The organism is Pseudomonas sp. NY15374 (assembly GCF_048068255.1).
In the GTDB taxonomy this organism is placed as follows: Bacteria; Pseudomonadota; Gammaproteobacteria; order Pseudomonadales; family Pseudomonadaceae; genus Aquipseudomonas; species Aquipseudomonas machongensis.
On the sequence record NZ_JBLUPZ010000002.1, the window covers coordinates 425036 to 439185 of the forward strand.

General features: G+C 63.6%; 11 protein-coding genes. 4 read left to right on the forward strand and 7 right to left on the reverse strand.

The features are described 5' to 3' along the window. Positions 1–106 precede the first annotated feature (106 nt). The 6 genes from cmk to mtnA all read right to left on the reverse strand — a co-directional run bounded on the left by cmk (position 107) and on the right by mtnA (position 9617). Positions 107–793: a (d)CMP kinase gene (cmk, locus tag ACNFHO_RS06295; RefSeq protein WP_054893879.1), complete on the reverse strand. Its 687-nt coding sequence runs from the start codon at positions 791–793 to the stop codon at positions 107–109. Beyond that, positions 790–3027: a bifunctional prephenate dehydrogenase/3-phosphoshikimate 1-carboxyvinyltransferase gene (locus ACNFHO_RS06300; RefSeq protein ID WP_416765660.1), complete on the reverse strand. Its 2238-nt coding sequence runs from the start codon at positions 3025–3027 to the stop codon at positions 790–792. Before ACNFHO_RS06300 ends, cmk begins: the two co-directional genes overlap by 4 nt. A 173-nt stretch (positions 3028–3200) precedes the next feature. Then, a complete protein-coding gene (pheA, locus tag ACNFHO_RS06305) occupies positions 3201–4295 on the reverse strand; it encodes a prephenate dehydratase (RefSeq protein ID WP_054893877.1) in 1095 nt (364 codons plus the stop codon). Next, the gene (serC, locus tag ACNFHO_RS06310; protein WP_416765662.1) at positions 4295–5380 is read right to left on the reverse strand and encodes a 3-phosphoserine/phosphohydroxythreonine transaminase; all 1086 of its coding nucleotides are present in this window, start codon (positions 5378–5380) and stop codon (positions 4295–4297) included. The genes pheA and serC overlap by 1 nt, the downstream gene beginning before the upstream one ends. A 130-nt stretch (positions 5381–5510) precedes the next feature. Beyond that, a complete protein-coding gene (gene gyrA, locus ACNFHO_RS06315) occupies positions 5511–8282 on the reverse strand; it encodes a DNA gyrase subunit A (protein ID WP_125931658.1) in 2772 nt (923 codons plus the stop codon). Between the two features lie 258 nt (positions 8283–8540). Then, entirely contained in the window at positions 8541–9617 is a 1077-nt protein-coding gene (gene mtnA / locus ACNFHO_RS06320; protein WP_416765663.1) for an S-methyl-5-thioribose-1-phosphate isomerase, read from the reverse strand. A gap of 109 nt (positions 9618–9726) precedes the next feature. On the opposite strand from mtnA, the gene ACNFHO_RS06325 reads away from it, so the two are divergent. The 4 genes from ACNFHO_RS06325 (at position 9727) to ACNFHO_RS06340 (ending at position 13278) form a co-directional block, all read left to right on the forward strand. Beyond that, entirely contained in the window at positions 9727–11052 is a 1326-nt protein-coding gene (locus tag ACNFHO_RS06325; RefSeq protein ID WP_063545780.1) for a TRZ/ATZ family hydrolase, read from the forward strand. Positions 11053–11116: 64 nt separating this feature from the next. Beyond that, on the forward strand, positions 11117–11815 hold the full coding sequence (ubiG, locus tag ACNFHO_RS06330) for a bifunctional 2-polyprenyl-6-hydroxyphenol methylase/3-demethylubiquinol 3-O-methyltransferase UbiG (RefSeq protein ID WP_416765665.1): 699 nt from the start codon (positions 11117–11119) through the stop codon (positions 11813–11815). Positions 11816–11817: 2 nt separating this feature from the next. Continuing rightward, positions 11818–12489 (forward strand): N-acetylmuramic acid 6-phosphate phosphatase MupP, encoded by a 672-nt coding sequence (mupP, locus tag ACNFHO_RS06335; RefSeq protein WP_054893872.1) that lies wholly within the window; start codon positions 11818–11820, stop codon positions 12487–12489. Positions 12490–12537: 48 nt separating this feature from the next. After that, positions 12538–13278: a YciK family oxidoreductase gene (locus ACNFHO_RS06340; protein ID WP_054893871.1), complete on the forward strand. Its 741-nt coding sequence runs from the start codon at positions 12538–12540 to the stop codon at positions 13276–13278. Positions 13279–13334: 56 nt separating this feature from the next. On the opposite strand, the gene ACNFHO_RS06345 is transcribed toward ACNFHO_RS06340, so the two are convergent. After that, a complete protein-coding gene (locus ACNFHO_RS06345; protein ID WP_112898931.1) occupies positions 13335–14132 on the reverse strand; it encodes a TenA family transcriptional regulator in 798 nt (265 codons plus the stop codon). Between the last annotated feature and the right edge of the window lie 18 nt (positions 14133–14150).

Consider the following 14150-nt stretch of genomic DNA (forward strand, 5'->3'; position numbering starts at 1 on the left):
GGGCGAGACAGACGCCCATCGCCACATTCCAGACAATGTGGGTTTCGTTTAAGTAAAGGAAAGCGGGCAGGACGTTGACTGGTGCCCCTGCCTGCTTTCCTGGCGATCAGAGCAGGTCGCGCAATGCGAGCTCGCTTCTGATCCGTTGCAGCACCTGCTCGATGGACAACTCGGTAGAGTCCAGCTGGATTGCATCGGCCGCCGGCTTGAGCGGGGCCACTGCGCGCTGGGTGTCGCGCTCATCGCGCGCACGAATCTCATCTAGCAGACTCGACAGACTAACATCTTCGCCTTTGCCCTTCAACTGCAGGTAACGGCGGCGGGCGCGTTCCTCGGCACTGGCAGTGAGAAACACCTTCAGTGGCGCATCGGGAAACACCACGGTGCCCATGTCACGACCGTCGGCGATCAAACCCGGCGCCTCGCGGAAGGCGCGCTGGCGCTGCAGCAGCGCCTCGCGCACCGCTGGCAGAGAAGCGACCATCGAGGCGCCCGCCCCTACCGTTTCGGTACGGATGACATTGCTGACATCCTCGCCCTCGAGAATGATCTGCTGCAGCTTGCCCGGCTCGGCAGCGATGAACTGCACGTCCAGGTGGGCGGCAAGCGCCTTGAGCAACTCTTCGTTGGTCAGGTCGACGCCATGGTTCGAGGCGTTGAACGCCAGCAGGCGATACAACGCTCCGGAATCCAGCAGCCGCCAGCCAAGCTCGCGTGCCAGTAGGCCAGCGACCGTGCCCTTGCCCGAGCCGCTTGGCCCGTCGATGGTGATGACCGGCGCCTGCGAATTCACGACTTGCCCTCTTGCGCCACACGAATGCCGACTTCGGCGCAAAGCGCCAGGAAGTTGGGGAAGGAAGTGGCGACGTTGGCGCAGTCGTGAATGCGAATCGGCGCACTGGCACGCAGCGAGGCGATGCTGAAGGCCATGGAGATACGGTGATCACCGTGACCATGGACTTCACCGCCACCGATCTGGCCGCCATCGATGATGATGCCGTCCGGGGTCGGCTCGCACTTCACGCCCAGGGCGATCAGGCCATCAGCCATGACCTGGATACGGTCCGACTCCTTGACTCGCAGCTCCTCGGCGCCGCGCAGCACGGTACGCCCCTCGGCGCAGGCCGCAGCGACAAAGAGCACCGGGAATTCGTCGATGGCCAGCGGCACCAGCTCTTCCGGAATCTCGATACCCTTGAGTTTCGCGCCACGCACGCGCAGGTCGGCGACAGGCTCGCCACCGACTTCACGCTGGTTCTCCAGGGTGATGTCGCCACCCATCAGGCGCAGGATGTCGATCACGCCGGTGCGGGTCGGGTTGATGCCGACGTGCTCAAGCACCAGCTCCGAACCTTCGGCGATGGACGCTGCGACCAGGAAGAAGGCCGAAGACGAGATATCGGCTGGCACTTCGATCCGAGTGGCAGTCAGCTTGCCGCCGGACTGCAGCGAGGCGACAGGGCCATTGCTCTGCACGCTGTAGCCGAAGCCGCGCAGCATGCGCTCGGTGTGATCACGGGTCGGTGCCGGCTCGGTGACAGTGGTAGTGCCTTCGGCGTACAGGCCAGCCAGCAGCAGGCAGGACTTAACCTGGGCACTGGCCATCGGCAGGGTGTAGTTCAGCGCCTTGAGCTTCTGGCCACCGCGAATGGTCAGCGGTGGGCGCCCCTCGGGACCGGTCTCGACCACGGCGCCCATCTCGCGCAACGGATTGGCCACGCGATTCATCGGGCGCTTGGACAGCGAGGCGTCGCCGGTCATGGTCACGTCGAACGGCTGCGCGGCCAACAGGCCCGAAAGCAGGCGCATCGAAGTGCCGGAGTTACCCAGGTAGATCGGACCAGGTGGCGGCTTCAGGCCGTGCAGGCCGACACCATGAATGGTGACGCGGCCGTGGTGAGGCCCCTCGATAACCACACCCATGTCGCGGAAGGCTTGCAAGGTCGCCAGGGCGTCTTCGCCCTCGAGGAAGCCTTCGACTTCAGTGGTGCCCTCGGCCAGCGAGCCGAGCATGATCGAGCGGTGAGAAATCGATTTGTCGCCCGGTACGCGAATCCGTCCGGACACGCGGCCACCAGGTTGGGCCAGGAAGATCAGGTCGTTGGCGTTCATAGCGTCCACATAGGCCCGGCGGGCCAGGATTTTACTGAAATGCTCGCGGGCGACCCGAGCACGGGTGAACACACCCAGCAACTGGTGCCCGTCCCCTGCATCGACCGCGTCGCGCAAGGCGTCGAGATCGCTGCGAAATGTATCCAGCGTGCGCAGGACAGCGTCGCGATTGGCGAGGAAGATGTCATGCCACATGATCGGGTCGCTGCCGGCGATTCTCGTGAAATCGCGGAACCCTCCCGCAGCGTACCGGAAGATGTCGAGGTTTTCATTGCGTTTGGCCAGCGAATCCACCAGGCCGAACGCCAGCAGGTGCGGAAGGTGGCTGGTGGCCGCCAGGACTTCGTCATGGCGCTCGACTGGCATGTGCTCGACATCGGCCTCCAGCGCGCGCCACAGGCGATCGACCAGGGCCAGGGCTGCCGGGTCGGTTTCGACGAGCGGCGTGAGGATCACCTTGTGACGACGGAACAGTGCAGCATTGGAAGCCTCCACACCGCTCTGCTCGGACCCTGCGATCGGATGGCCGGGCACGAAACGCGCCAGGCGCTCGCCGAACACGGCACGCGCGGCACGCACCACATTGCCCTTGGCGCTGCCGACATCGGTGATCACCGCAGCCCCCAGGTCGAGCGGTGCCAGGCGGGCCAGCAGCTTTTCCATGGCCAGGATCGGTACCGCCAGCTGGATCACGTCGGCACCGACACAGGCGACGGCAAGATCCTCTTCGCAGCGGTCGACCACGCCGAGGGCGACAGCCTGCTTGCGCGACTGAGCATCCAGGTCGACACCGACCACTTCGCGGCACAGGCCGCTTTCACGCAGGCCTTTGGCGAAGGAACCACCGATCAGACCCAGGCCGACGACGACCAGGCGATTGATGAGCGGTGCGGGTTTGTTTACAGCATTAACCACGAGTGCGAACCCTGTTCAGAACAGCAACATGTGCCAAATTACAGCCTACAGATGGGCAGGACGAACCCGCACTATAGGTCCGACGCCACTCTCCCGGGCAACGTGAAGCCTGCGGGAGCGGGCTGGTCCCGCGATGGAGCGCAAAGCCCTTCCAGCCACGAGCAACAATAAATTCAGAGCACCGCCTTCGGATAAGACCCCAGCACCTTCAACGCCACGGCCTCCTGGCTGATCTTCTCCAGCACCGCCTTGATCAACGGATCGCGGTGGTGCCCAACGAAGTCGATGAAGAATACGTAGGTCCACTTGCCGCTGCGCGACGGGCGGGTCTCGATGCGGGTCAGGTCGATGCCGTTATCGTGGAATGGCACCAGCAGTTCATGCAGCGCCCCTGGCTTGTTGCTCATCGAAACGATGATCGAGGTCTTGTCGTCGCCGGTTGGCGGCACTTCCTGGTTACCGATCATCAGGAAGCGCGTGGAGTTGTCCGGACGGTCTTCGATCTTCTCGGCCAGACGGGTCAAACCATACAGATTGGCTGCCATGTCACCGGCGATCGCCGCCGAATTCCACTCGCCCTTGACCCGTTTGGCCGCCTCGGCATTGCTCGAGACCGCCACGCGTTCGACGTTCGGGTAGTGCGCGTCCAGCCATTTGCGGCACTGGGCCAGCGACTGGGCGTGCGAGTAGATACGGGTGATGCTGTCGGTCTTGGTGTTCTCGCCCACCAGCAGGTGGTGGTGGATACGTAGCTCGACCTCGCCACAGATCACCATGTCGTGCTCTAGAAAGCTGTCGAGCGTGTGACTGACCGCGCCTTCGGTGGAGTTTTCCACCGGCACCACGCCGAAGTTGACCGCGCCGGCCGCCACTTCGCGGAACACTTCATCGATGGCCGCCATCGGACGGCTGATCACCGCATGACCGAAATGCTTCATGGCTGCAGCCTGGGTGAAGGTGCCCTCGGGGCCGAGGTAGGCAATCTTCAACGGCTCTTCCAGGGCCAGGCACGACGACATGATTTCGCGGAACAGGCGCGCCATCTCCTCGTTACCCAACGGCCCCTTGTTGCGCTCCATGACGCGCTTGAGCACTGCAGCCTCACGCTCGGGACGGTAGAACACCGGCTTCTCGCCTTCGGCGAGCGAAGCGGTCTTGACCCGCGCCACCTCTTCGGCGCAGCGGGCACGATCGCTGATCAGCTCGAGGATTTTCTCGTCGAGGCTGTCAATGCGAACGCGCAGGGCCTTGAGTTCCTGTTCGGACATCAGCCGTGCTCCTTCTCGAATTCGGCCATGTAGGCCACCAGAGCTTCCACCGCATCCAGCCCCAGCGCGTTGTAGATCGAGGCACGCATGCCACCGACCGAACGATGGCCCTTGAGATTGAGCAGGCCGCGGGCGTCGGCACCGGCGAGGAATGCCTTGTCCAGGCGCTCGTCGGCGAGACGGAACGGCACGTTCATCCAAGAGCGAGCGTTATGGCTGATCGGGTTGGTGTAGAACTCGCTGGCGTCGATAAAGCCGTAGAGGCGTTCTTTCTTGGAGCGGTTGCGCTGCTCCATGGCCTCGACGCCGCCCTGCTCCTTGAGCCACTCGAACACCAGGCCCGACAGGTACCAGGAGTAGGTAGCCGGGGTGTTGTACATCGAACCATTATCGGCCGAGATCTTGTAGTCGAGCATGGTCGGGCACGTGCTGCGCGCGCGACCGAGCAGGTCTTCGCGCACGATGACCACCACCAGGCCGCTCGGGCCAATGTTCTTTTGCGCACCGGCGTAGATCAGGCCGTACCGCGACACGTCGATCGGGCGCGAGAGGATGTCGGACGACATGTCGACCACCAGCGGAACATCACCGGTTTCAGGCACCCAGTCGAACTGCAGACCGCCGATAGTTTCGTTGGAGGCGTAGTGAACGTATGCAGCCCCTGGAGTCAGCTTCCACTCGTTCTGACCAGGAATGGCCAGGTAATCGTAGGGCTTGGCACTGGCGGCAATGTTGATATTGCCGAAACGGCGCCCTTCCTCGATGGCCTTCTTCGACCAGATACCGGTTTCGATGTAGTCGGCGGTGGCGTTTTCCGGCAGCAGGTTCAGCGGGATCTCGGCGAACTGCTGGCTGGCACCGCCCTGCAGGAACAGCACCTTGTAGTTCGAGGGAATGGTCAGCAGATCACGCAGGTCTTGCTCGGCCTTTTCAGCGATCGCCACGTAGTCATCGCTGCGGTGGCTCATTTCCATCACTGACAAGCCCTTGCCGCGCCAGTCCAGCATTTCGGCCTGAGCACGCTGCAGCACAGCGTCGGGAAGCGCGGCAGGGCCTGCGCAGAAGTTAAAGGCTCGTTTGCTCACATCCACTCTCGCTCTAATAGAACAAAATCTAACCAGCTGACTCAACAGGGGCCCTGTGGGAGCGGGCGTTGCCTGCTGTAATCAGTCAAACGGGGCGACCTTGGTCGCCCCGTTCGGGTAGTGCACTGGCTTAGTCCTGCGGCGCCTCTTCGGTGCCTGCGGCGTCTTCGCCAGCCGTGTCCAGCGCGTCGTTGTCGACGCCCTCCTCGTCCGCCTCGACGATGTCGTCGAGCTCGTCTTCGGACGGTTCCTGGATACGCTCCAGCCCCACCAGCGTCTCGTCGCTGGCCAGCTTGATCAGCGTCACACCCTGGGTGTTACGGCTCAGACTGGAGACCTCGCCAACCCGTGTACGCACCAGCGTACCCTGATCGGAAATCAGCATGATCTCCTCGCCTTCCTGAACCTGGATGGCACCGATCAGCAAACCGTTGCGCCCCTTGGTGCCCATGGCGATCACACCTTGCCCACCACGACCGCGACGCGGGAACTTGGACAGCGGAGTACGCTTGCCGAAGCCACGCTCGGAGGCGGTAAGGATCTGTGCGCCGGACTCGGGGATCAGCATGGAAATCACTTCCTGCCCCTTGCCCAGCCTCATGCCACGCACACCGCGCGCAGTGCGGCCCATCTCGCGAACCACGCTCTCGGCGAAGCGAATCACCTTGCCGGCGTTGGAGAACATCATGACTTCTTTCGCGCCATCGGTGATGGCAGCAGCGATCAGGGTGTCACCTTCCTTCAGCTTGAGCGCGATCAGGCCGTTGGAGCGTGGGCGAGCGAACTGCACCAGCGGGGTCTTCTTGACGGTGCCGGAAGCGGTCGCCATGAAGATGTAGGCGCCGGTAGGCTCGGCGACCAACTCCGGCGTATCGCCGTCTTCTTCGTCGATCTCTTCCGGCTCGATCACTTCGCCTTCGAGCACCGCGTCTTCCGCCTCGTCGATCTCTTCGTCGAGGTCGGCGCTCTGCTGCAGGGCTTCGAGATCGATCTGCAGCATCGCGGTGATGCGCTCGCCGTCTTCCAGCGGCAGCAGGTTGACCATCGGGCGCCCACGCGCGGCGCGGGAGGCTTCAGGGATGTCGTAGGTCTTGAGCCAGTACACCTTGCCCTTGCTGGAGAACAGCAGCAGCGTGGCGTGGCTGTTGGCGACCAGCAGGTGTTCGATGTAGTCCTCGTCCTTCACGCCGGTGGCCGACTTGCCCTTGCCGCCACGGCGCTGGGCTTGGTAAGCGGACAACGGCTGGGTCTTGGCATAGCCACCATGGGAGATGGTCACCACACGCTCTTCTTCGGGGATCATGTCGCCGTAGTTGAGGTCGTGACGGGCATCGAGGATCTGGGTACGACGGGCATCGCCGTACTCGGCGCGGATCGCTTCGAGCTCTTCGCGGATCACTTCCATCAGGCGCTGGGCACTGTTGAGGATGCGGATCAGCTCGCCGATCTGCTCGAGGATCTCCTGGTACTCGGCCAGCAGCTTCTCGTGCTCCAGGCCGGTCAGGCGGTGCAGACGCAGGTCGAGGATGGCCTGGGCCTGCTCAGGCGACAGCCAGTACTTGCCATCACGCAGGCCATACTGCTCCGGCAGGTCTTCCGGACGGCAGGAGTCGGCGCCGGCGCGCTCGACCATGACCTGCACGGCGCTGGACTCCCACGGCGTGCCGATCAGGGCTTCCTTGGCTTCCGACGGCGTCGGCGAGGCCTTGATCAGGGCGATGACCGGATCGATGTTGGACAGCGCGACGGCCTGACCTTCGAGGATGTGCCCACGCTCGCGCGCCTTGCGCAATTCGAACACGGTGCGACGGGTGACCACTTCGCGGCGGTGACGAACGAAGGCCTCGAGCAGGTCTTTCAGGTTCAGCAACCGAGGACGACCGTCGATCAGCGCGACGACGTTGATACCGAACACGCTCTGCAGTTGGGTCTGCTGATAGAGGTTGTTGAGCACCACCTCCGGCACCTCGCCGCGACGCAGCTCGATGACGATGCGCATGCCGTCCTTGTCGGACTCGTCGCGCAGCTCGGTGATGCCTTCGATCTTCTTCTCTTTGACCAGCTCGGCGATCTTTTCGATCAGACGCGCCTTGTTCAGTTGGTACGGCAGCTCGGTGACGACGATCTGCTGACGGCCACCGACCTTGTCGATGTCTTCGATCTCGGAACGGGCACGCATGTAGATGCGGCCACGACCGGTGCGATAGGCCTCGATGATGCCCTGGCGACCGTTGATGATGCCGGCAGTCGGGAAGTCCGGGCCTGGGATGAACTGCATCAGCTCATCGACGGTGACCTCGGGGTTGTCGATCAGCGCCAGGCAGCCATCGATGACCTCGCCCAGGTTGTGCGGCGGAATGTTGGTCGCCATGCCCACGGCAATACCGCTGGAGCCGTTGACCAGCAAATTGGGGATCTTGGTCGGCATGACAGCCGGGATCTGCTCGGTGCCGTCGTAGTTGGGCACCCAGTCGACCGTTTCCTTGTGCAGGTCGGCCAGCAGCTCGTGAGCCAGCTTGGTCATGCGCACTTCGGTGTATCGCATGGCCGCAGCGTTGTCGCCGTCCACCGAACCGAAGTTGCCCTGGCCATCGACCAGCAGATAGCGCAGCGAGAACGGCTGCGCCATGCGCACGATGGTGTCGTACACAGCAGTATCGCCGTGCGGGTGGTATTTACCGATGACGTCACCGACCACACGGGCGGACTTCTTGTACGGCTTGTTCCAGTCGTTGCCCAGCTCGCTCATCGCGTACAGGACGCGGCGATGCACAGGCTTCAAGCCGTCACGCGCATCGGGCAGCGCTCGCCCGACAATCACGCTCATCGCGTAGTCGAGGTAGGACTGTCTCAGTTCGTCTTCGATATTGACCGGGAGGATTTCTTTGGCCAGTTCGCCCATGAGAAGCCTGATTCCTTTTTCTGGTGAAACTTCGCCATATCCATCGGTGGACGAACGAAGCTCGTCGCCGCAGCGTTCGACAGTGCGACGACATACGACAAATCAATGAGTTGTGCCCAGGATCTGCGCAATGAAGGCCGCGGAAAAGAGCGGCCTTGGAAACTGTCGGATGGTATCACAAAGGGTTGGCGGGTGGGAGATGGGGCAGGATGCCACTGAAGCGGAAAGTCCCGACCGCCATCCTCCTCGCGAAAACACTCAATGCAAGCGCTTGCGACACATCAACTGGGCGATTTTTGCAGCGTCCGGACGCTCGACAATACCCTTTTCGGTCACGATCACGTCGATCAGATCCGCAGGGGTCACATCGAAAACAGTGTTGAACACCTCGACATCCGCAGCAACCCGCTTCCCGGCCACTTCCAGCAACTCGTCTGCCTCGCGCTCTTCGAGAGGGATGTCATCACCGCTGGCGAGGTTGAGGTCAATGCTGGTACTCGACGCCACCACCATGAAACGTACGCCGTGGTGCATGGCAGAGACCGCCAGCTGGTATGTGCCGATCTTGCTCGCCATGTCGCCATTGGCCGCGATGCAATCGGCACCGACCACAACCCAGGTGATGCCCTTGGTCTTCATCAGGTGCGCCAGCGCCGAGTCTGCACACAACGTGACCGGTATCCCCTCATGGGACAGTTCCCAGGCCGTCAGGCGCGATCCGTGCAACCATGGGCGGGTTTCTGCGGCATAGACGTGCTCGACCATGCCCTCCAGATAGGCAGCGTGGATCACCCCCAACGCAGTGCCGAAACCACCGCTGGCCAAAGCTCCGGCATTGCCGTAGGTCAGCAAGGTCTGCTCGCTGCCCTGGTGGCGACGGATCTGCTCGATACCGCTCTGCGCCATGGTCAGGTTGGCTTCGCGATCGCTGTCGTGGATCGCCACAGCTTCAGCCTCCATGGCTGCGAGCACGTCCTCGTCGGGGCGCAACCGCTGCAGGCGCTCGCGCATGCGGTTGAGTGCCCAGAACAGGTTGGCAGCAGTCGGGCGCGCCTCGGCCAGTTCGAGGAAGTCCTCTTCCAGCGCCTGCTCCCAGTCATCGTCCTCGGCCAGGCGTTGACGCAGCGCAAGCACCAGCCCATAGGCAGCACTGATGCCTATGGCAGCCGCACCCCGCACCGCCATGCCACGGATCGCCTGGACCACGGCTGCCACATCGGCGCAGGTCAGCCAGTGCTCGCGGGTCGGCAGCAGACGCTGGTCGAGCAGATGCAGGGTGCCATCACGCCACTGGATGCTGGTCACCTTCTCCGCCGCCAAAAGTCGCTCGCGCATCGCCTCTCCCCGCAATTCACTGATCAAAAGCGGACGATTATAGCGAGCCTCGGGCGCAGGCGCTCGGGTATACTGCGCGTTCCATTTAACGGAACCCGGTAGCCTGCCTATGCTTTCAGCCTCTTCGCCGCTCGACCTGCTGCTCGCACCCCGCTGGCTGGTGCCCGTGGAGCCGGCCGGCGTGGCGCTCGAAGGGCACGCCCTGGGCATTCGGGACGGGCTGATTGCCTGGATCGGCCCCCGCGAGCGGGCACCACAGGCACGCGAGGTGCGCGAACTGCCCGACTGCGTGCTCACCCCGGGGCTGGTCAACGCCCACGGGCACGCCGCCATGACCCTGTTCCGCGGCTTGGCCGACGACCTGCCGCTGATGACCTGGCTGCAGGAGCACATCTGGCCGGCCGAGGGGCGCTGGGTCGACGAAGCCTTCGTGCGCGACGGCACCGACCTGGCAATCGCCGAGCAGCTCAAGGGTGGCATCACCTGCTTTGCCGACATGTACTTTTTCCCCCGCGAAGCCTGTGACCGCGTGCACCGCAGCGGCATCCGCGCCCAGGTGGCCGTGCCATTGCTGGACTTCCCCATCCCCGGTGCGCGCACCACCGACGAGGCCCTGCACCTGGCCATCGAGCTGTTCGGCGACCTGCGCCATCACCCACGCATCAGTATCGCCCTCGGCCCCCATGCCCCGTATACAGTCAATGACGAGAATCTGGAGAAGATCCGGGTCATCGCCGACCAGCTCGACGCGCCGCTGCACATGCACATCCACGAGACCGCCGGCGAGGTCGAGCGGGCCGTGGCCGAGCACGGCGAACGCCCGCTGGCACGCCTGGCGCGCCTCGGCCTGCTGGGTCCGCGCCTGCAAGCCGTGCACATGACCCAGATCAGCGACGACGACCTTGCCCTGTTGGTAGAAAGCAACACCAGCGTGGTGCACTGCCCGGAATCCAACCTCAAGCTGGCCAGCGGCTTCTGTCCGGTCGAACGCTTGTGGCAGGCCGGGGTCAACGTCGCCGTGGGCACCGACGGCGCCGCCAGCAACAACGACCTCGACCTGCTTGGCGAAACCCGGACCGCAGCATTGCTGGCCAAGGCCGTCGCAGGTTCGGCCACGGCCCTGGACGCCCACCGCGCCCTGCGCATGGCCACGCTCAACGGCGCCCGCGCCCTGGGGCTGGAGGCCAGCATCGGCTCGCTGGAGGTGGGCAAGGCTGCGGACATCACCGCCTTCGACCTCTCGGGCCTTGCCCAGCAACCGGTGCATGACCCGGTTTCGCAACTGATCTACGCCACCGGCCGCGACTGCGTGCGCCACGTCTGGGTCGCGGGCCACCACCTGCTCGACGACAGGCGCCTGACCCAGATGGACGAAGCCGCACTGATCGACACCGCCCGCACCTGGGGAGCGCGCATTCGCGCTGGCAAAGAATGACCGGCCGGCAGCTGCGGCTGCCGCCTGAGACACCTTTTATCGAAGTTTTCAGAGGATCTGTTCAATGAGCAACGTCGACCGCGCCGAAATCGCCAAGTTCGAGGCCCTGGCTCACCGCTGGTGGGACCGCGAGAGCGAGTTCAAACCCCTGCACGAGATCAACCCGCTGCGGGTCAACTGGATCGACGAGCGCGCCAGCCTCGCCGGCAAGAAGGTACTGGACGTCGGCTGCGGCGGCGGCATCCTCAGCGAGGCAATGGCCCAGCGCGGCGCCACCGTGACCGGTATCGACATGGGCGAAGCACCACTGGCCGTGGCGCGCCTGCACCAGCTGGAATCGGGGGTCGAGGTCGAGTACCGGCAAACCACCGCCGAAGCGCTCGCAGAAGAGCTGCCTGGCCAGTTCGACGTGGTCACCTGCCTGGAAATGCTCGAACACGTACCCGACCCCTCCTCGGTGATCCGCGCCTGCCATCGCCTGGTCAAGCCCGGCGGCCAGGTGTTCTTCTCCACCATCAACCGCAACCCCAAAGCCTACCTGCTGGCGATCATCGGCGCCGAGTACATCCTCAAGATGCTGCCGCGCGGCACCCATGACTTCAAGAAATTCATCCGGCCATCGGAGCTCGGCGCCTGGAGCCGTGTTGCCGGCCTCGAAGTGAAGGACATCATCGGCCTCACCTACAATCCGCTGACCAAGCACTACAAGTTGGCCAGCGACGTCGATGTCAACTACATGATCCAGACCCTGCGCGAGGAATGAGCATGCGCCTGCGAGCAGTACTCTTCGACATGGACGGTACCCTGCTGGACACCGCGCCAGACTTCATCGCCATCTGCCAGGCCATGCTCGCCGAACGCGGGCTGCCGGCCGTGGACGACGAGTTGATCCGCGGCGTGATCTCCGGCGGCGCCCGGGCCATGGTCGCCACCACTTTCGCCATGAGCCCTGACGCCGAAGGCTTCGAAGCGCTGCGCCTGGAGTTTCTCGAGCGCTACCAGCGCGACTGCGCGGTGCACAGCAAGCTGTTCGAGGGCATGGCCGAACTGCTGGACGACATCGAAAAAGGCAACCTGCTGTGGGGCGTGGTCACCAACAAGCCGGTACGCTTCGCCGAGCCGATCATGCAGCAGCTTGGCCTGGCCGAGCGCTCGGCGCTGCTGATCTGCCCCGATCACGTGAAGAACAGCAAGCCCGACCCCGAGCCGCTGATCCTCGCCTGCAAGACGCTTGACCTGGATCCAGCCAGCGTACTGTTCGTCGGCGACGATCTGCGTGATATCGAATCCGGCCGCGATGCCGGCACCCGCACCGCAGCCGTGCGCTACGGCTATATTCATCCAGAGGACAACCCCAACAACTGGGGTGCCGACGTGGTGGTGGACCACCCGCTGGACCTGCGCAAGGTGATCGACAGTGCGTTGTGCGGCTGCTGAGCTGTAAGGGCTGGCAGCACACACAGGGATAAAAACAGGGAATTCTCAATGTTCGACTACATCGCCCGCCCCGACCTGCTCAAGGGTCGGGTCATTCTTGTCACCGGCGCTGGCCGCGGCATCGGCGCTGCCGCCGCCAAGGCCTACGCAGCACTGGGGGCCACCGTGCTGCTGCTGGGCAAGACCGAGGCCAACCTCAACGAGGTCTACGACCAGATAGAGGCCGCCGGCCACCCACAACCCGTGGTGATCCCGTTCAACCTGGAAACCGCCCTGCCCCATCAATACGACGAACTGGCGGTGATGGTCGAAGAACAGTTCGGGCGCCTCGACGGCCTGCTCAACAACGCGTCGATCATCGGCCCGCGTACGCCGCTGGAGCAGTTGTCGGGCGACAACTTCATGCGCGTGATGCACATCAACGTCAACGCGACCTTCATGCTGACCAGCACATTGCTGCCGCTGCTCAAGTTGTCCGAGGACGCGTCGGTGGTGTTCACCTCGTCGAGCGTGGGGCGCAAGGGCCGGGCCTACTGGGGCGCCTATGGCGTGTCGAAGTTCGCCACCGAAGGCCTGATGCAGACCCTGGCCGACGAACTGGAAGGCGTGGCGCCGGTGCGCGCCAACAGCATCAACCCGGGTGCCACGCGCACGGCGATGCGGGCGCTGGCCTATCCCAGCGAGAACCCGCAGGACAATCCGTTGCCCGAAGACATCATGCCGGTGTACCTGTACCTGATGGGCCCTGACAGCAGCGGCGTGAACGGACAAGCGTTCAACGCCCAATAAACGCCAGCAACTGCACCGGCCTCATCTCGGCAAGCGCGCGATGAGGCCGGACCTGATCAGCCCGCCGCCAACACCGGCTTGCTGAAGGTCTGACGCTGCACAGGCTCCATTGCCAGGCAACGCTCCAGGAACAGGTACATGCAGTCGTAGCTCTTGCAGATTGCCTTGCGCAGTTGCGCCTGCAATTCCTCGGAAGGGTTCTCGCCCACCAGCGTGCAGATGATCTCCAGCGCCTCCCATGGGTGAGCATCATCGTACTCGGCGTGCAGATCCAGCCACCTCATGGCCGCCTTGGACTCCTTGTCACCTCGCTGGATGAAGGCCTGCGCATAGTCCGTGTCGGGATACACCTTCGCCGACCACTCGCCCGTCGCCCCTTCGATCGCATAGTTGGTCGCGGCCATCGCAATGGCCAAAGACTCGGTCGCACAGACGCGCCAGCACCAATCGTTCAAGCCGTTCAGCTCAGGCGGAACATCCTGGGCCTGCAAGTCTTTCAAGGTAATGTCGTGCGCCTTGCACCACTTGACCCAATGGTCGGCATGATTGAGTTCGACCCGGATATTGCGTATCAACCAACGCCGCGCCATATCCTCGCCCTGGCTTCGGCCATAGCGGGTCTTGGTGAGGTTGTGGGCCATGTACAGCGAGAACTGTTCGACCACCGGCCAACCACCGATCAAGTACTGGCGGATGGTCTTCTTGCTCAGTTTGCCGTCGCTCAGGCGCTGGTAGACCTCATGCTCGACCACCTTGCGCTTGCTCTCGGCGCAATCATCGATCATTTTCTGCGCCCAGTCGGGATAGCTCTTGGCGTCCATCAATGGACCGATCCGAACGAATGCGTCAATCACTGTCAGCTCCTTGATTCC